The organism is Paenibacillus sp. MDV22-iso6, assembly GCF_058408365.1.
Genome location: NZ_JBZVDZ010000003.1, coordinates 113,015 through 130,837, shown reverse-complemented (window position 1 = coordinate 130,837; position 17,823 = coordinate 113,015). Strand labels below are relative to the sequence as shown.

The 17,823-nt window shown below is 48.1% G+C and carries 15 protein-coding genes; 4 read left to right on the top strand and 11 right to left on the bottom strand.

The features are described from left to right. Positions 1 to 49: 49 nt before the first annotated feature. Positions 50 to 628, bottom strand: a complete 579-nt coding sequence (locus tag AC4PM4_RS09880; RefSeq protein ID WP_491613490.1) for a class I SAM-dependent methyltransferase — start codon at positions 626 to 628, stop codon at positions 50 to 52. Positions 629 to 783: 155 nt separating this feature from the next. Beyond that, positions 784 to 1,455: an FHA domain-containing protein gene (locus AC4PM4_RS09875; protein WP_090903061.1), complete on the bottom strand. Its 672-nt coding sequence runs from the start codon at positions 1,453 to 1,455 to the stop codon at positions 784 to 786. Positions 1,456 to 1,679: 224 nt separating this feature from the next. On the opposite strand from AC4PM4_RS09875, the gene AC4PM4_RS09870 reads away from it, so the two are divergent. Then, the gene (locus AC4PM4_RS09870; RefSeq protein WP_491613489.1) at positions 1,680 to 1,835 is read left to right on the top strand and encodes a hypothetical protein; all 156 of its coding nucleotides are present in this window, start codon (positions 1,680 to 1,682) and stop codon (positions 1,833 to 1,835) included. Positions 1,836 to 2,249: 414 nt separating this feature from the next. Here AC4PM4_RS09870 and AC4PM4_RS09865 read toward each other — a convergent pair whose 3' ends face one another. Together AC4PM4_RS09865 and AC4PM4_RS09860 are read right to left on the bottom strand one after the other, a co-directional pair. Then, complete coding sequence (locus tag AC4PM4_RS09865; protein WP_491613488.1) at positions 2,250 to 4,817, bottom strand: DUF2339 domain-containing protein; 2,568 nt, start codon at positions 4,815 to 4,817, stop codon at positions 2,250 to 2,252. A gap of 250 nt (positions 4,818 to 5,067) precedes the next feature. Beyond that, positions 5,068 to 6,102 carry an LCP family protein gene (locus AC4PM4_RS09860; protein WP_465117986.1) on the bottom strand — a complete coding sequence of 345 codons (1,035 nt, stop codon included), beginning with the start codon at positions 6,100 to 6,102 and terminating at the stop codon, positions 5,068 to 5,070. Between the two features lie 110 nt (positions 6,103 to 6,212). Between AC4PM4_RS09860 and AC4PM4_RS09855 the strand changes: the two genes are divergently transcribed. Continuing rightward, positions 6,213 to 7,187, top strand: a complete 975-nt coding sequence (locus tag AC4PM4_RS09855) for an aldo/keto reductase (protein WP_491613487.1) — start codon at positions 6,213 to 6,215, stop codon at positions 7,185 to 7,187. 95 nt (positions 7,188 to 7,282) lie between these two features. Here the strand turns inward: AC4PM4_RS09855 and AC4PM4_RS09850 are convergent, their stop codons facing one another. The 3 genes from AC4PM4_RS09850 to AC4PM4_RS09840 all read right to left on the bottom strand — a co-directional run bounded on the left by AC4PM4_RS09850 (position 7,283) and on the right by AC4PM4_RS09840 (position 8,912). Further along, positions 7,283 to 7,744 carry a MarR family winged helix-turn-helix transcriptional regulator gene (locus AC4PM4_RS09850; RefSeq protein ID WP_063567752.1) on the bottom strand — a complete coding sequence of 154 codons (462 nt, stop codon included), beginning with the start codon at positions 7,742 to 7,744 and terminating at the stop codon, positions 7,283 to 7,285. A 98-nt stretch (positions 7,745 to 7,842) separates the two neighbouring features. After that, complete coding sequence (locus AC4PM4_RS09845; RefSeq protein WP_063567751.1) at positions 7,843 to 8,520, bottom strand: TIGR00266 family protein; 678 nt, start codon at positions 8,518 to 8,520, stop codon at positions 7,843 to 7,845. Beyond that, positions 8,517 to 8,912: a winged helix-turn-helix transcriptional regulator gene (locus tag AC4PM4_RS09840; protein WP_063567750.1), complete on the bottom strand. Its 396-nt coding sequence runs from the start codon at positions 8,910 to 8,912 to the stop codon at positions 8,517 to 8,519. Before AC4PM4_RS09840 ends, AC4PM4_RS09845 begins: the two co-directional genes overlap by 4 nt. Before the next feature lie 163 nt (positions 8,913 to 9,075). On the opposite strand from AC4PM4_RS09840, the gene AC4PM4_RS09835 reads away from it, so the two are divergent. Both AC4PM4_RS09835 and AC4PM4_RS09830 read left to right on the top strand, forming a co-directional pair. After that, complete coding sequence (locus AC4PM4_RS09835; protein ID WP_491613486.1) at positions 9,076 to 10,275, top strand: MFS transporter; 1,200 nt, start codon at positions 9,076 to 9,078, stop codon at positions 10,273 to 10,275. 208 nt (positions 10,276 to 10,483) lie between these two features. Further along, positions 10,484 to 11,329: an aldo/keto reductase gene (locus AC4PM4_RS09830; RefSeq protein WP_491613485.1), complete on the top strand. Its 846-nt coding sequence runs from the start codon at positions 10,484 to 10,486 to the stop codon at positions 11,327 to 11,329. A gap of 251 nt (positions 11,330 to 11,580) precedes the next feature. On the opposite strand, the gene AC4PM4_RS09825 is transcribed toward AC4PM4_RS09830, so the two are convergent. From AC4PM4_RS09825 to AC4PM4_RS09810, 4 genes are all read right to left on the bottom strand, one after another. Next, on the bottom strand, positions 11,581 to 13,680 hold the full coding sequence (locus tag AC4PM4_RS09825) for a glycosyl hydrolase family 18 protein (protein WP_083584689.1): 2,100 nt from the start codon (positions 13,678 to 13,680) through the stop codon (positions 11,581 to 11,583). Further along, positions 13,681 to 15,252: a chitinase gene (locus AC4PM4_RS09820; RefSeq protein ID WP_269054301.1), complete on the bottom strand. Its 1,572-nt coding sequence runs from the start codon at positions 15,250 to 15,252 to the stop codon at positions 13,681 to 13,683. It abuts the gene before it with no gap. Positions 15,253 to 15,628: 376 nt separating this feature from the next. Then, positions 15,629 to 16,711 (bottom strand): pectinesterase family protein, encoded by a 1,083-nt coding sequence (locus AC4PM4_RS09815; protein ID WP_491613484.1) that lies wholly within the window; start codon positions 16,709 to 16,711, stop codon positions 15,629 to 15,631. After that, positions 16,708 to 17,820: a glycoside hydrolase family 88/105 protein gene (locus tag AC4PM4_RS09810; protein WP_491613483.1), complete on the bottom strand. Its 1,113-nt coding sequence runs from the start codon at positions 17,818 to 17,820 to the stop codon at positions 16,708 to 16,710. The genes AC4PM4_RS09815 and AC4PM4_RS09810 overlap by 4 nt, the downstream gene beginning before the upstream one ends. Between the last annotated feature and the right edge of the window lie 3 nt (positions 17,821 to 17,823).

Genomic DNA, 17,823 nt, shown 5'->3' with positions numbered 1-17,823 from the left:
TGCATTCCTTGATTATTCACCGTTTAAGATGCGGTAGGTTTGTTAGTACTCAAAACGTATATACATACACCTTGGTACGCAACGTGTCCCGGCATGTGATTGTCCGTAGCGGTACCTTGCCTGGCAATGCAAAACAGACGCTAATCACCTTTGCTCCCGGAGGCAGCTCCCGAGTGAACTTGTCGACGAGTCGATTCATTGCTCCAGGAAACAAATAACAGATGACGCAATCTGCGTGTTCATATGAACTAGTATAGATGTTGCCACGGATGAATCGCAGCCGTCCCTCCAGAGAATGGCGCTTTCCCTTTGCTCGCCGTAAGCGGACACTTAGAAAAGCAATCAGTTGGGAGGCCCATAAGGGAACAATTGAATTCTCAATACCCGTTAGCCGTTTGCCTGGACAATGCCTCACTACGTCCAGTGCGAGCGTTCCCCAGCCGGAGCCTGCTTCAATCACGTCACCGTAACCGGGAATACGGTTGACCTCTTGAATGACTGTCTGCCTGACGATGCTGGATGTGGGCATCGGTGAGATTCCATTTTTCCAACTGACCAGCACGATGGATACTACCGATATAAGTGTCACCACAGCAATCAGCCATGTGATAAATTGAAATATGAACATAACCTCAACCCTTTGGATTTTAATTAAGAGGCGGCATTTGCACCTTCATCATAACAAAAGAAGCTTCCCCAGGTCTAAAAAACCTGACAGAAGCTTCCTGCTTGTTATTCTATTTTGGGTTAATCTCATTCCATCCCGCTGCTCATTTCACGCATTCAGTCCGGCACATGGGACTTCATGTATACACCCTTTTTATACACCGACTTGATTGTAAAATGTACGCCCAGCTTGCGATTCGTCCGGTAGATGAGCGAGTTAATCTCGTCAATACCCACCGGCTCACTCTCCAGCATGCTTCGCTCCGGCCACACTTGGCCGACAATCTGCTCCCGTGTCACAAAGTGATCCAACTGGCTGTACAATAGCTTGAACAGTTGGTACTCCTTCTTGGACAGTGGAATCTCCACTTCTCCAATCTGCACGGTTTGCAGGTGATCCTGCAAACGCACACCCTCGCCCAGCAGGTCAGATATCCGATATTCTCTCGTTTCTTCGAGATCCCCTTCTACGCGAAGCTGAATCAAGCCGTTGACCAGCGTCAGGCTGTCTCCTTCGGCAAAAGGGTATTTCTCATAAGGAACGAGACGCTGCCCGTTCAATTCTGTTCCATTTTTACTATCCAGATCCTCAATCCACAGCTGATACTGAGCATCATAATGAATGCGGCAATGCCGCTTCGATATCAACTGATTGTAGACAGACAAGTCCAATTCATCTCCACCCGTATAACGCCCCACTGTAATGGAACGCCCCTGGCTGACATAAGCGAACGAACCGTCACTTTCCTGCCCTGGTGTACGAATGACGATTTTTGCCGTCTCCCGCATGTTATTCTCCCACCTTCAAAATATCACTCTATCTCTATGAGCGCTTTCGTTCATAAATAATGATAAATTCATCAGATTTGTTCCATTGTTTGCATCCATAACAATTTATATAGTGTATACAGGCATCGTCATATGCTTTTCTCTACTATACCAGACGTTGTGCCTTTTTTCTCATAACGGTCATATGCATGCCTTAGCCCAATCAACAAGAGAGGTCCCTCATCATGAACAAAAAAAACATTTTCATATATGTGCTGCTCGCCTTCACCCTGTCCATTACCTTAACGGTGCTCTCCCGCATCAATGATGATCGCGGAGAATCACTGAAAGGTACAACCATAACCGAAACGTCATGGTTGCAACTGAATACCCAGCGGTAAGTATACTCTATTATAACGTGATCAACAGAAAAAACGTTTCACGAATGTCATCTTATGCTGGGTAATCCCATTCTGAATGAGGTTCAGATCATAATCCGTTCATCAGAATAAGGCCCCTGGACGCTAAAAACCAGCGCTCAAGAGCCTCATTTTAATGCATATTTATGATATGGATACCAATCAGTTCATCCGATAATGACTTATGTCAAAAGCGATGTTGCAACGGCATTCCCCGCCCTCAGCGCCGCTTTTTCCTGATACCAAGTTTCCTCCACCCATACACAATAAGAGCTACAGAGCCAGCAATCCATAATAATTGCCATAACATGATACTCAGATCAAATCCCATGTTGTATCCCTCCCCCCAAAGATTGTGAATGCTGTATCGAATATCCTAAAATTGGTTTTTTTATCCTACGGCAGATCGGATTCATTAGACTGTTCTATCTCTCTAGCCTGAATTTCCTCCATCCGGCTCGACACCTTCTGATACAGATAAGAAATGCCAAGCAGCAGTACGCCAAAGCTGAAATAGGCAATGATCTTGCTGCCAGATGTAAGCAATCCCACATCATAGAACACCATTTTCCCGGTGGAAAATAACGTCAGGCCCAGACCGAGGCGCCGAATCATCACATATTTTCTTCGGAACCCGTAGGCGATATACAGGATCGCAAGCAGCAGATAGATTAGGCTGAACATCAGCCCTACATCTCCCCAATGGAACTGGACCGTCAAGAACACGGTGATGACACCCAGCAGATAGACCCCTGCGATAACCGGATACCATTCAACGCTCTTGAACTGCCCGCGGATTGCCGTGATCAGCAGATCCCTTCCTGCAAAAAACACGCCCACATTAAAGATAATTAATACGAGTAAACCTACGACTTCAGCCGCTGTGTGCTGCTGAACATCCGGCTGAAGTGCCGGCATGGATAACGTTACTGCCAGTGCAATACAACAGCCCACCGCATGCAGGAAGACGATGTAACCCTGCACGATCCGATCACGCAAAAGCCTCACTTTACTCAATCCATAGGCCATGGCAATGGTCAGCGCAGCGAACATCAGCCATTTGTAGAACAGGTATAACAGGAATGAGTCATCGACTGCTTTTATATACAATTCATTCGATTCATACAGCACATATAACCACAGATTGGCGAGTGTGACGTACTTGAATGCATTCAAAAAGCCAAGCTCTGTCTGGCTATATTGATACTTCTCCCCGGATAGGGAGCCGTTGCGATCTAAGGCGTAATAGAGCGTAATAAGCAGCGCACCCAGCGTAATGCAGGAGTATTTTAGCATGAAATAGGATTGCTCCCCCATGATGAACAGCACCAGCACGTCATAGTACACAAAAGTGAACATGCACAGAAGCACGATTCCCCATCCGGCACGTTCCACCAACTTGAACCGCTTCAGATGTCCGAGCGTAACCAGCAGAACTCCTTCGATCAGCCAGCCCATAGACAGCCATTTCGCACCAAACTGGAACGGTATAATCAGAATGGCAAAGGTCAGGGAAGTCACGTAGAACAATAGAAGGGTCTGCTTTTCCTGAGGCATCCTCTGCTGGATAAAACGGGCGAGCCCGAAATAGACCAGAGCGAAAATCAAAGCAAGCAAGCCTTGTGCGTCATTCCATCCCGCGCCATCGAACAATACATACAACATCAGACAGCTGATGCTCGTATTCATGGCCAGGAGTGCGAAGTCCCACCAGGTTAACTTCACGCGATGTTTGAAGGGATACGCCAGTGTAATGCCGAGATATAATGCAAATGTCACAATGGAATACACCATGCCGATCTTCTCACTTGGTGAGAGCCATAACAGGATGAGCATGGACGGTGTGTTGAACAGAAAACTGATATAATGCACAATCGGCCACCGTTTGCCAAATGAAATCAAAACAATAATTCCGTTTAAGAGCAAAAGATAGATCATGGCAACATACACAGCCGAACCTTGAAGGCCGAAATAGGCCATGTAGGAGATTAATGGTAAATATCCTCCAACCAAACCAAGTGAGCAGATCGTCCTGGACTGATACCTTAACGAAAGTAGAACGGATAACGCCGAAACCAGCACCGACAAGGCAAGTCCCGTATATAATCCGATGATATGCAATAGAAAATAGCTGTAGAAAATGGAGCCAAACAGAACCGATATCCCGCCGCCCAGCAGCCCCATCGCGAACGTCTGTCTTTTACGCCGGAACAGCCATTCTCCCCCGGCAAGCATAAACGCACCAAGCAGGAAGAACGCTACGCCTTTCACCTCATCGCTGAACCAGGTCTTGTAGGAGTACTGAAAGGCTGCACCAACGCCAAGAATGATCAGCAGGATGGCGACCTTGTTGATCCAGCTTAGGCCAATCTTCATCTCCATCCGGTTCTGGCGAATGCGCCGCTGAATGGTCTCTTCGCTTAAGCCTTCCTCCGCCATATGCTCGTATCCTTGTTGCATCTGCCCGCGCAGCGCCTCTTCTCTCTCCCACAGGGTCTGTCTATGCGCCTCAATTCGTTCCTGCACCTCAGCAGCCAGATAAGCGATTCTCTCCTTTATCTCAATGGCGTCGCCCTGAAGTTCCTCTGAAGCCCTGTTGAACAAGGCATTTAAATTCACTTTGCTGCGATGTTCATGCGCTGCGAGCCGATCATTATGTACACTCTTCTTTCCTCGGAAATACGTCTCCATCTTCTCTTGGGATACACGAATGAGATTCAATTTCTCATCCAGCATCTGTTCGGACAGAGCCATGCGAAGACGGGCATTCTCTTCTTCCATTTTGCGTGTGCGTACTTCAAGTTGTTGCAGCTTGAGTTGATGCGCTTCATATTGCGCACGCAGTTGTTCGTTTTGGACGATCAGGTCATCGGATTGATAGTCCTGAAGCAGAGCATTATATTCCTTTACCAGCTGCTTCTGCTGCTCCTGAACCTGGTGAAGCCGATCCTTGAACTCTTTCATGAGCTTCCTCCGTTGGTTGATGTTGAATTCATTCCCTATATTTTACTATATGTATGCCATAAAATGGGGTTTAAGGAATAGAATCATTCAACCGTTTTCTGCGGATTGGAAGTCGTTACGGGATTTTTTCAAAAAGCTTACATAAAAAAAAGCCCAGGAATCATCAGCTCCCAGGACTCTCATTCATTGATATAGTCATTCTGCATACGTATACAAATTCCGGTCATCTTACTGAGCCTCGGAAACTTGCTTACGCCGGATCTTTCGTATCCGCCGTCTCCGGCTCCATAATTTCGGTGGTATCCGGGTCCAGCCAGTTCGCGAGCAGGGTCCGTACATATTGCAGATCACTCTCTGACAAATCATAGTACCATGTGCCGCTGCGTGTTGCGCCTTCACCCTTCAGCATGTAATTGCTGATTGTTGGCGTGCTGTCTTTCATATATAGAGACTCGGCAAATTTCATGATGAAATCCGAGTTCATGTTGGTTGTAAAATTCGATCCAGCGATTTGGATAACGTCCGGGATCTTGGTCAGGTTTTTGACCTCAAGCGCACGATTCATGAAGGCACTTAGAAAAAGACGGTGCCGCATCGTCCGATTGAAATCGGAATCTTCCCGGTAACGCACATAGCCCAGCGCTTCTTCACCGCTGTAGATCGGTTTGTTCGCTTCAACAAACAGCTTCTCATGGATTTTCAATTTGTTCTCAATATTTTTCTTGATCGGCAATTCAACACCGCCAACCGCATCAACAATATCCTTGAGTCCGTTAAAATTAATGGCGGCATAGAAATCGACTTTGTTTTCCAACAAATGCTCCACGGTATCCATCGCCATCTTGGCTTCACCATGCGCATAGGCTGAATTAATCTTCGACTTCACATCCCGGCCGATAATATCGGTGTAGGAGTCACGCGGAATTGACAGCAGCAACACTTTATTTTCTTCCGGACGAACGACAGAATAGATGATCGTATCGGAACGACTAGGTTCGTTATCCCGTTGGTCAATCCCTAGCAACAACAGCGAGAATGGATCAGTATGTTCTACAACGGGTGCATCCTTATCGCCAACCGGCTTGAAGGATTCATCAAGGGCTTCCTTTACAGTACCCGAGGCAAACAGGTTAAATGCCAGCAGGACGAGTTGTTTTTGATAGATAAATCCGACTCCCCCCAGCACAATGAGTGTGCTCAGGATGATGATTAGAGGCTTCTTCCATCTCTTCTTCGGTTTCTTCGGCTTCCGTCTGGTTAAATGTGCGGCACTGTTCTCCATCATATCTCCTTTAATAACGGTCTTAGAATCATTTAACTATATTAATAACACGTTTTCAATAGATTACGTTATAATCTGCTATACAAGAAATGACACAGAAGGAGCGATGAACGATGGAATATCGACGTTTGGGGAATAGCGGACTGCGCGTTTCCGCACTTGGACTCGGCACCAATGCCTTTGGTAAACGGGCGGACGACCCGACTTCGATCCGCATTATTCATGCGGCACTGGATCAGGGAATCAATTTTATCGATACCGCCAACATCTACGCCGGAACGGAATCAGAGCGGATTATCGGACAAGCCCTGGCAGGCAGACGGGAAAACACTGTGCTTGCTACCAAAGCCGGACTTCCCCGGCATGAGGGTCCCCATGGGCGCGGTTCCTCCCGCTATCATTTGCAGCAAGAGCTTGAACATAGCCTGCGGCGTCTGCAAACGGACTATGTGGATCTGTATCAGATCCATACTTTTGATCCGCACACACCGCTGGATGAGACGCTGCGCACATTGGACGATATGGTCACTTCCGGCAAAGTCCGCTATATCGGAGCTTCCAACTATGCAGCCTGGGAGCTGATGAAAGCCCTTGGTACCAGCGAGCTAAAAGGATATGTACGTTATATCTCGACCCAAACCAGCTACTCTCTGGCTGATCGCACACCTGAGCTTGAGCTTGTACCGATGTGTCTTGATCAAGGCGTAGGTATCATTCCATATTTCCCGCTGGCTGGTGGCATTCTGACAGGCAAATACAACGGTGAAGCGGGCGTGCCTTCCGGTTCCAGAGCGGATACCGATCCGGCCTTCAATCGTTTCCTGCTGGAACACAATATTAAATTAGGTGAGCAGGTCAGCGAAAAGGCATCGGCGTATGGCTGCTCTCCAAGTGTCCTGTCGCTTGCATGGCTGCTGGCACGCCCTGCTGTTTCGACGGTTATCGTTGGGGCAACGAGCACGGAACAGCTGGAGCATAATCTGGCTAGCCTGGACATGAAACTGACCGATGATATAATCTCGCAGCTCGATCAACTCAGCGACTCTTTCCGTCATGGTAAGCCATTTGCGACTTATCGGATTAATTGAACCAATACAAAAAACCTCCCGGCTAAAAAGTCTGGGAGGTACAACTTCACTACACTCTGTAGTCTAATAAAGCATAGAAAAAATCTTTCTATGAATTAAACATCTGTTTTATGTTGGATAAATTCCTGCATGATTTCCATGTATTCATCCTTACGATCACTTAACACATCAAAGAACACCTTGTCCGCGGCTTCAACAAGATGAATACCTTCAAGCGCCAAGCGAGTTCCTTCCGGCGTTGTTGTAATAATATTCGCACGGGTATCGGTAAGATGACGCTTGCGAGTTATTAACTCTCTCTTTTCAAGAGCACGGAGCACTTGAGAAGTAACGTTAACATCCACATTGGCAAATTGCGCAAGCTGGACCTGAGTTACCCCCTTGCCCTCTGTATCGCGTTCATTAAGCCACACACAGGCATGCAATAATACAAATTGGGGTTGTGTTAATTCCAGAGGCTCGAGCACCCTGCGTATTTCCTTTTGCCACATCGTAGTAACCTGCCATAGCAGATACCCTGGACTTTCCTGAGCATTTTTATACCGTGAGCTTTCCATCTCATATACCTCCATCATTACACCTTGAGCTTCATCCTATCTTATAACGATTGTCGGAACGCATGCGTTTCAACGTTGTACATTTTCAGCGGAAAACATTAGCGTGAAGGAATAAATTGCTTGACCCATTGACCAAATCCATGCGGATTACGGCTCTGGATCAGGACTGTACCTTCACCTCGGAATCGGCATACCAATCCTTCTCCACTGGTCACGCTAGATAACCAACCTTGTGAAGCTTTCTCAATGCGATAATTCATATAATTGGGCCATGCGACCAAGTGGGCATTATCCACGATCACTTCTTCACCCGCAGCCAGATTAATCGCATGGATTGCACCATAGGATGATAGGAACACTGTTCCTCGCCCACTGATCTCTATAATAAAGAAACCCTCTCCCGAGAAGAGACCTTTCTTCAAGTTTTGCATTTTGGTATTCACCTGGATGCCTTCCGTTCCGGCCAGAAATCCATCTTTCTGTACGTAGAGCGAATAGGAGCCATCCAGTTCAATCGCCTCCACATCCCCCATGCTGGAGGGTGACAACAGAATTTCCGCAGATCCACCTGCAGCCGTTAATTCCTGAAAAAAGAATTTCTCGCCGCTGATCATTCGTCCGAATCCGGCAAACATACCGCCTTCAGCAGATCCCTTCAAGTCAACGGTTGGTGTCATGGATACCATGGCCCCGCTTTCTGCCTTGAACCGTTCTCCCCGTTGCAATTGCACCTTAAGCATCGCAAATGCACCATCATATAGAATTTCATAGTTCACGGCTTCATCAGCTCCTTATTGTCCGTGTTAAAATCATTTAACCCATTATCCTCTAACACTGAGAATTTGTCTCCGTATTCCTTAATAATGTGCTGATCTCCCCAGTTACAAAGGGCATTTAGAATCGGTTCCAAACTTCGGCCATATTCACTCAGTTCATACTCCACCTTGGGAGGTACCTGATTATACACAATGCGGTTCACAATCCCGTCATCTTCAAGCTCCCTCAGCTGCTGTGTTAACATTTTCTGCGTAATTGCGGGCATAATACGTTTGAGATCACTAGTGCGTTTCTTCCCGTGTGTCAGATGGCAGAGGATAACGCATTTCCACTTGCCACCGATGACTTCAAGTGTCGCTTCAACTGAAATATTATACTTCTTTCTGATCATGCTGAATGTCCTCCCGGAAATTGTTATTCATAAAAGCAATTGCTATATAGGCACTAAAAAGTACGTAGGGTACTAAAAAGTACGTACTATTCATTTTATGTCGAATAACTCATAATAGCATTTGCCGGTACGTAAATCTACATTCTGGGGAGTTGAACAAGACATGTTACATGATTCAAAACGCAGTACCTGGGCACTGCTGGCGCTGGCAATCAGTGCGTTTGCCATCGGCACCACTGAGTTTATCAGCGTTGGTCTGCTGCCCCTTATTGCAGATGACCTGGGCATTTCCGTAACGACAGCGGGACTGACCGTTACTTTATATGCATTAGGCGTAACCTTCGGGGCACCGATTCTGACCTCATTGACGTCAACGGTGTCACGCAAGACGCTGCTGCTTGCCATTATGGTTGTTTTCATCGCCGGTAACACCATGGCGGCGCTCTCGAGTGGAATTACCATGCTGCTCATTGCGCGAATTGTCTCCGCCTTGGCACACGGAGTATTCATGTCCATTGGTTCCACCATTGCGGCAGACCTGGTTCCTGCAAACCGACGGGCGAGCGCTATTGCCATCATGTTCTCTGGTTTGACCATTGCTACAGTAACTGGTGTACCCCTGGGTACACTCATCGGTCAAAACTGGGGATGGCGCGCAGCTTTCATTCTTATCGTTGTCGTAGGTGTTGTGGCCTTTATCGGCAACATGCTTCTCGTGCCATCCACGTTGCAACGCGGAACGCGAACTGCCTTCCGAGAACAACTGAAGCTGGTAACAGGCGGACGGTTGCTGCTGGCTTTTGCCATTACCGCCGTGGGATATGGGGGAACGTTTGTGGTATTCACTTATCTGTCCCCACTATTGCATGATATCAGCGGGTATTCCGAGAAAACGGTCGCGGGAATTCTGCTGCTGTACGGGATCGCCATTGCTATCGGCAATATTATCGGGGGGAAAGCCGCCAACCGCAATCCGCTCCGAGCACTCTTCTATATGTTTATCATCCAGACCGTCATTCTGGGCATACTGTATTTCACAGTTCCATTTAAGCTGGCAGCGTTACTCACGATACTCGGCATGGGTCTGCTTGCCTTCATGAATGTGCCAGGGCTTCAGACGTACGTCGTGACGCTCGCAGAACGTTATGCTCCACAAGCCAAAGACGTCGCCTCCGCCTTCAACATCGCAGCCTTTAACGCAGGTATCGCAATTGGTGCATATTTGGGCGGTGTAATCACAGATTCCATCGGTCTGATTCATACCACATGGGTTGGTGCAATTATGGTTCTGGCTGCTGTTCTTCTGACTGGTTGGGCAAGAGCGCTTGATCGTAAAGATCCCTATTCCCCATCAGAGTCGTAAGACAGGTTAGGAGGTTCAGTCAGATATCAGCCTAAACACGCGTCTTTCCTAGGTTGAAGCTGCAACTCGGAACCGGTTTCGCCTTTATTTTAATCTAGTATAATACGTTAATTCGAATTTAATCTACTATGACTTAATGAAGGAAACTAGAATTTATCGTTTAACATCGTTACTATCATTTTGATTCATAATATGAGGAGGACTTCACATGACAGCACAACATTTACAATCCACAGTAGCTTTAAATAACGGCGTTCATATGCCTTGGTTCGGACTGGGCGTATTTAAGGTAGAAGAAGGAGCTGAATTAATCGAGGCCGTTAAACAAGCCATTGCTCACGGTTACCGCAGTATTGATACAGCTGCTATATACGGCAACGAATCCGGTGTAGGCCAAGCGATTGCCGAGGCATTGAGAGAGAATAATCTGAAACGTGAAGAATTGTTCATTACGTCCAAAGTGTGGAACGCAGACCTCGGATATGATGAGACGCTTGCGGCATATGAGACAACGCTGAACAAACTTGGACTGGAATACCTGGACCTGTATCTAATTCACTGGCCAAAAGCAGGCAAATACAAAGGCGCATGGAAAGCGATGGAGCAGCTGTACAAAGCAGGCCGCATTAAAGCCATTGGCGTCAGCAACTTCCACATTCATCACCTTGAAGATCTGCTCCAGGATGCTGAAGTGAAGCCAGCAATTAATCAGGTGGAGTACCACCCTCGTCTGACTCAAGCTCCACTTAAAGCATTCTGTGAGAAAAACGGAATTCAATTGGAAGCTTGGTCGCCGCTGATGCAGGGTCAACTTCTGGACAATCCGGTTCTGACCGAAATTGCCACTGCAAAAGGTAAATCGGTAGCACAAGTCATCCTGCGCTGGGACTTGCAAAACGGTGTCATCACCATTCCCAAGTCTACCAAGGAAAAACGTATCGTCGAGAACTCTTCCATCTTCGACTTTGAATTGTCCAATGATGAGATGGAGCGTATTAGCGCTCTGAACGAAGATGTTCGCGTTGGACCCGACCCGGACAACTTTGATTTCTAATTGAAGTTTCTAATTATGTCGGAGTATATTTCTTCTAGATAAACTAAGTAGGGAAAAGCCTTGTTGGAGCCTGCTTTGACATACCATAGCCAAAAACCACCGGATCAAGAGCCGGTGGTTTTTGGTCTTCCCTTTTCTTATCTTCTTCTGTTTAGCGCCGAGAAACAATCCATGTGTCATATTCTCTTTCCACTAACTAAGCTCGCCAACACTGCACATTTCAATTAAAAATGTTGTATTTCAATTTTTAACTATTGAAGCTGCCACAAGGCAGGAACGTTGGATGGTTCCCATCCTGACAAGGAGGTGTGGGGCTGCAAACATTTATACGTCTTGCCGCTATATGTGACCAGTTGTCCCGCAGTATAAGCTGTGTTGACCTGCCATGCGGATACACCAGGATTTGTCGTTTCGGCGGCTGTCTTCACACTCACCGCGTTGCTCGCTGCAGACACGTTGCCTGCCGCATCCTTTGCTTTTACCGTAAATGTATACGAGGTATCCGCAGCAAGTCCGCTGATCGTTGCCGTCGTACCGGTTACCGTTGTTGCCAGTGTCGTTCCGTTGTACACGTCATAACCCGTTACACCCACATTGTCAGTGGATGCCGACCAACTCAGCGTTATGCTGGATGTGGTTTGTGCCGTCGACGCAAGGTTCGTTGGTGCAGTTGGCGCTTGCGTATCACCTCCCGGCTGAGCCGTTGTGCTTACAGTTACAGCATTACTGGCTGCAGACAGATTACCTGCTGCATCTTTTGCTTTTACCGTGAAGGTATAGGAAGTACCCGCTGTAAGTCCGCTGATTGTTGCTGTCGTTCCGGTAACCGATGTCGCAAGATTAGCGCCATTATAGACGTTATAACCGGTAACCCCTACATTATCCGTTGAAGCATTCCAAGCCAACGTTACAGAGTTTGCCGTCACACCTGTCGAACGAGCATTCCCGGGTACGCTTGGTGCCGTCGTATCTACTGGTGGCACTGTACCTCCAGTAGGCAGATCGGCTTTCAGTTTGTTTTGAAGTGTTTTGTTACGGTCACCGCTGAGCTCCCAGAACATCGCTCCGCCGAGTCCTTTGCTCTTGATATAAGCCGTTTTATATCCAACGGACTCCGCATCGTCATAGCTGATAAAGCGCTTGTTGGACGCATTATAGAGATATGGCACTTTGGCTGTGTCATTCCAGTAACGCGTGTACCCGTTTTTGTTGATGTAATTGGCTTCCAGATCGTAGAAATCAAAAGAGCCTGCTTCCCATGTTCCAACGGAAGAACCACCCGTGCACGTCTGATACTGTCCGTTGCCTGCTTGTGCGCATCCATCCCAGCCACGACCGTAGAATGGAACACCAAGCACGAGTTTAGCGGCCGGTACGCCTGCATCCAGATGCCCTTGTGCTCCGGCTGCCACATTAAATGTATTGGCATCTGGCACGCCAGCGGCTGAAGCTGCAGGATCATAGTTCAACGGCGCATTATGTGCGCTGATTTTTTGCCAAGCCCCGTTAAAATCGTATGTCATAATGTTAATCCAGTCGACGATGGCAGCAATTTTTGCAAGCTCCGTATTGGAAGCATAGGTCGCAGATGCACCGCTTGCAATCGTAAGCAGATACTTCTTGCCGTCCACAGCTCCCGCTGCATCCAATTTTTCACGGATTTTGCTCAGGAGCAATGTGTAGTTTTGCTTATCTTCAGGACGTTTGCTGTTACCATCGAGACCGCCTGATACCGGGTACTCCCAGTCCAGATCTACCCCGTCAAAATTGTACTTCCGCAGGAAGTCAACAGCAGAGTTCGCAAAGACCTCTCGAGTTGCAGCAGTCGCGGCTACATCAGAGAAACGGTTGGACCACGTCCATCCTCCAACGGAGATAATAGTCTTCAGGTTAGGATTAGTTTGTTTCAGCTTGTTAAGCTGATTGATATTACCTGCAATGGGCTGATCCCACGTATCCCCTGCAAATGTCTTGCCCGTATCGATCCATGGATCGCCGAGCACAATCGTTCCGTTCGGTACATTGATCGTTTGGCTTTTTTCATTCTGACAGGTCCAGGTTACAGGATTGGGGCCCGAAGGGTCCGGATTTCCATGAATGCCGTTCCAGCAAATATCAGCAAAAGCATAGTTGATATGCGTCACTTTGGTCGGATCGATATCAGCTACATTATAGTTTCTGCCGTACGCAGCCCAGGACGGATAGTAACCAACAATTTTATAAGAATCTGCTGCTTCGGCCGTAGCAGGTTGGAGCGCGAAGGAAGGAACGATGACGGATAAGAGCAGGGACAGACCAAGGAAAAACTTTGCAGTCTTCTTAAAAGCAGTGTGTTTATTTAAATGTATCATTTAATACACAACCTCCTCTGTCTTTTGCGTGCTAAGCCCATTCAGGAATGGACGATGTGCGTTCGAGAACTGGTTATTCGTATACGCGTCCCAGTTGATTGACCAGGTCATAATGCCTTTGAGTCCGGCATAGCCCGCAGGCTGGCGCAAGGTATAGGAGCCGCCGTATGATACTCCTTTGATCAGATAATTCAATGCCTTTTGCAGCTCAGCTGGCGCCGTATAGCCGCCTCCAGCCGCTTGCTGGGAAGCTGGTACGCCAATCGCGATCTGGTCCGGGCGCAGAGGACTAAAGAATGGACCCGAGCTTCCGCCTACGTTAAACCCTTGAAGCAGCATTTCGGCCATGGCGACATGGAAATCGGCTGTTCCTTGAGCGTAAGAACGTCCATCCAGCCCCACCATCGAACCGGTGTTATAGTGCTGCACATGAAGTAGGGTCAGGTCATTGCGCAAGGCATGAATCACTGGAAGATACGCCCCCCAAGGACCACCATAGTTCAGATATCCGCCTTGTACATAGGCCGTTTCCGGTGCAGCGGTCAGGACGAAATTAGCACCAAAGTGTGATTTAAGCGCTTTCACGCCGTTAATCAGGTTAACGATCTTCGGAGTCGTTGGACTGCGGAAGTCGGTATCGCCCGCATTTAAAGACAGGGAGCTTCCTTCAAGATCGATGTCGAGACCATTGAATCCGTAAGTTGAAATAATGGATTTTAGGGAATCCTCGAACTGTTGTCTCTTGGTCGCATCTGTGAGCTCAATCGTGCCATTGGCTCCCCCCATAGATATCAGTACCTTCTTCCCTTGGCTTTGAAGGTACGCAATGTCCGACTTGAACTCTTCTACCGTAGCGTTATACGGAGTAAAAGCGAGCGTTCCGCTGCCGGGTGAAATCGGCTCGGCAAAGGAGACATTAATAACATCATAAGCTGTTGAAACGTTGCGCAGTTTAATGTTGGTAGAGCCATTATCGAAGTTGTGCCAGTAGCCGATCAGCCATTTGCTGCCGCTAGGCCCAGGATTCGAAGATCCGTTGGAAGTGGTAACGCTGAGAGAGGTGCTTGCTGCGGACAGATTGCCTGCCGCATCTTTTGCTTTGACTGTAAAAACATATGTGGTGCCAGCTGTCAGTCCTGTGACTACAGCCGTAGTCGTTGAAGTGTTCGCCGCGAGAGTACCATTCCGGTACACTTCATATCCGGTGACACCCACATTATCCGTGGAAGCGTTCCAGGTAAGATTGACCGATGTATCCGTGACGAGGGATGAGGTTAAACCTGCAGGGACGGAAGGTGGTGTCGTATCCGGAGTTGGAGTTCCTCCTCCCGTACCTTCCCCCACGTATTTCCACAATGCAGGCACATTTGAGGGCTCCCATCCGGTCAAAGCCGTATGGGGCTGAATACATTCATAATCTTTATTTAAATAGGTTACTAGATCTCCTTGTTTGTATGCGGTGCCTGCCTGCCACTGGGCAGCGGCGTCTGCTCTTGGTGCAAACCACGTAATAATCAGAAGAAATGCCAAAGCGAATGTAATGACCGGGCGGAATCGAACAGCTTGATTCAAGCAAAATCCCTCCTGTATTCAGATTATTTTCACCTTGCAAACAAAGCTTCACTGGTGCACTTACATGTGATCCGCGATCTATAGAGCTTATAAAACCGTCTGACGATGAGTATCGCTTCACTCCCTTCCCTTATCAAAATGGACCTTCCCTCTCGTATTCTTTTTTTGCAGACATCATCCAAATTTACAGGGAATTTACAGATCCTCACCCTGTATTTAATCAGTAAAATGCAATTGAGATAAGGGATAAATTATTTCTATGGGGGGCGAAAAATGTAATATACCGCACAAAAAGGCCATCTACCAAGTCATTAAGAGACTTGATAGATGGCCTTTTTTTATTTTATTTTATAAATAAACGGATGTATTACCACGCTTATTTTAACTTCGAGGAGACTAGTTCAAATGACAGCATACCTTCGAAAGGTTGCCACCCATCCTCACCGGATAAAATAACAGGCACACTATATTCGGCCGCTTCCTGATCACTGAGTATTTTCGACCATGGAACTCTCCCCATCACACTTCCGGCCCCAGGTCCGGCACTATGATATTCGAAGTACGCTACCGTCGCTTCCGCATCGTTCTTGTTCCAGTTATGCCAGCCCTCCTGCTTCACATGCGCCCCCATCCAGCAGTTCAGGAAGCAGACTTTGGCATGATTACGCCACGGTCTGCCTAGATATACGGACTGAACGGGGGCGTTGCTGGTCAGGTCACAATCGATAAACACATAGCCATAACGTGCATCCTCTGGTGTGGAAGCAGCCGTGATCCAGCCATTCACTTCTCCCTCTGCAGCAGCAACATCGCTCAAGCGATTCTTCGCAAAAATCTCACAGCCCTGAAACACAGCCGTAGCCGAGCCAAAAATAAAATCCACATCGCCCTCAATGTAACAGTCCTCATAATATTGGCGCAGCTTCCGCCGCTCTGCCCCGTCACGCGGCCCCCCGAAGAAACTCCGGTCAATGGGCTGCTCGGGCAGCGGTCCGGTAAAGATCGTGTCCTGGTGACCTATAAATCGGCAATGCCTGAAGGCTGCCCGGTCCCCATCCACGTAGACAGCCAACGCCTGACCCACCTCACGACCAGGTCCAGCCGAGTTGATGAAGGAAAGTCCTTCAGCGGTGAACTCATCTGCACCAATAAAGGTCGTGTAAGAATGAAAGGTATGATACAACTCCCCGTTCGGGAACTTCTTGAGCGCATAATCATCATACGTGATGATAGTCTGATCAGCTCCCGCGCCGACGAGGTGAACCATCGGCTTCTCGATGTGTAGTTTTTCAATATAAGTGCCTGGCTTTATGCGAATCGTATACTTTTCAGTGCAGTCGGCCGGAATCGCATCAATGGCAGCCTGAATAGTGGGAAAATCGCCGCTTCCGTCCGCAGCAACCAGGTAACCATTCCTGTACAGATCCACATCTGATCCATGTGACAGAGGTTTGTTCATGGCAATCGCTCCATTTCCAGCGCAGCCAGCAAGAGCGGTGCCATGCCCATGAACGAGTCACTTACAATCTGCTCGCCGACATAATAACTGTATGAACCATCCCGATCCAGACTGAGCCCTGCCCCGTGACAGATCGCGTTCAGCTTCACGCCTTCCTCCGTTTCTTCCATCAAACGGGACGTCAGTCCATGCCATCCCTTCTCTGCGGCCTGCCTGAAATGCGGCTCAAGGTAACGCAAGTGAACGCCCTTCGCCATGGCATACACAAACATGCTTGAACCGGAAGCTTCCAGATAATTGCCCTTGCGGAATCCCTGGTCCAGCACCTGGAACCAGAGCCCGCTCTCCTGCTCCTGTACACGTACCAATGCATTACACATGCGCTCGAAGATGCCAATGATTGTGCCCCGTTTCGGATGATGAATCGGGAAGTGCTCCAGACTATCCACGATCGCCATCGCATACCAGCCCATCGCCCGGCTCCAGAAGTGTGCGGAGCATCCGGTTACGGAGTCGGCCCAGACCTGCTCCTTCGATTCATCCCATCCATGATAGAGCAGACCCGTGCGCGGATCACGCGTCTTGCGTTCGATTAGCAAAATCTGATGAGCCACTTCATCCCACAGATCAGGTCGGTCAAACGTCTTAGCATATTGCGCCAGGAATGGCGACGACATATACAATCCATCCAGCCACATCTGGAACGGATAGATTTTTTTGTGCCAAAATCCGCCCTCCGACGTTCGGGGCTGTCCAGCGAGCTGGGCTGCGAGCAGATGCGCAGCTTCAGCGTATCGCTGATCCCCGGTGGTTTCCAGCAATTCGAACAGGTTCTTGCCCTGATTAATCTGATCCAGGTTGTACTCTTCCAGGGAATACGTTCCGATGGAACCATCCTCCTGAACATACAGATCCATATGTCTTTTCATAAAAGAAACATACTCGTCCTTGCCGTATTGCTTGCCAGTGCGTGCCATTGCCATTAACGTCATTCCCTGAACATATGCCCACCGTTCCGAAGGAAACACATGATAGCCCTCTCCATCGCATTGCTGGCAAATCATCTCCGCTATTCGCTCCGACCAAGATAACTGCGTCTGTACTTGCATAAA

Coding starts and splice junctions, on each gene's coding strand:
- AC4PM4_RS09830 (WP_491613485.1), top strand. CDS start 10,484: ATGACAGCACAACATTTACAATCCACAGTAGCTTTAAATAACGGCGTT.
- AC4PM4_RS09855 (WP_491613487.1), top strand. CDS start 6,213: ATGGAATATCGACGTTTGGGGAATAGCGGACTGCGCGTTTCCGCACTT.
- AC4PM4_RS09825 (WP_083584689.1), bottom strand. CDS start 13,680: ATGATACATTTAAATAAACACACTGCTTTTAAGAAGACTGCAAAGTTT.
- AC4PM4_RS09850 (WP_063567752.1), bottom strand. CDS start 7,744: ATGGAAAGCTCACGGTATAAAAATGCTCAGGAAAGTCCAGGGTATCTG.
- AC4PM4_RS09875 (WP_090903061.1), bottom strand. CDS start 1,455: ATGCGGGAGACGGCAAAAATCGTCATTCGTACACCAGGGCAGGAAAGT.
- AC4PM4_RS09865 (WP_491613488.1), bottom strand. CDS start 4,817: ATGAAAGAGTTCAAGGATCGGCTTCACCAGGTTCAGGAGCAGCAGAAG.
- AC4PM4_RS09860 (WP_465117986.1), bottom strand. CDS start 6,102: ATGATGGAGAACAGTGCCGCACATTTAACCAGACGGAAGCCGAAGAAA.
- AC4PM4_RS09840 (WP_063567750.1), bottom strand. CDS start 8,912: ATGATCAGAAAGAAGTATAATATTTCAGTTGAAGCGACACTTGAAGTC.
- AC4PM4_RS09870 (WP_491613489.1), top strand. CDS start 1,680: ATGAACAAAAAAAACATTTTCATATATGTGCTGCTCGCCTTCACCCTG.
- AC4PM4_RS09810 (WP_491613483.1), bottom strand. CDS start 17,820: ATGCAAGTACAGACGCAGTTATCTTGGTCGGAGCGAATAGCGGAGATG.
- AC4PM4_RS09835 (WP_491613486.1), top strand. CDS start 9,076: ATGTTACATGATTCAAAACGCAGTACCTGGGCACTGCTGGCGCTGGCA.
- AC4PM4_RS09880 (WP_491613490.1), bottom strand. CDS start 628: ATGTTCATATTTCAATTTATCACATGGCTGATTGCTGTGGTGACACTT.
- AC4PM4_RS09815 (WP_491613484.1), bottom strand. CDS start 16,711: ATGAACAAACCTCTGTCACATGGATCAGATGTGGATCTGTACAGGAAT.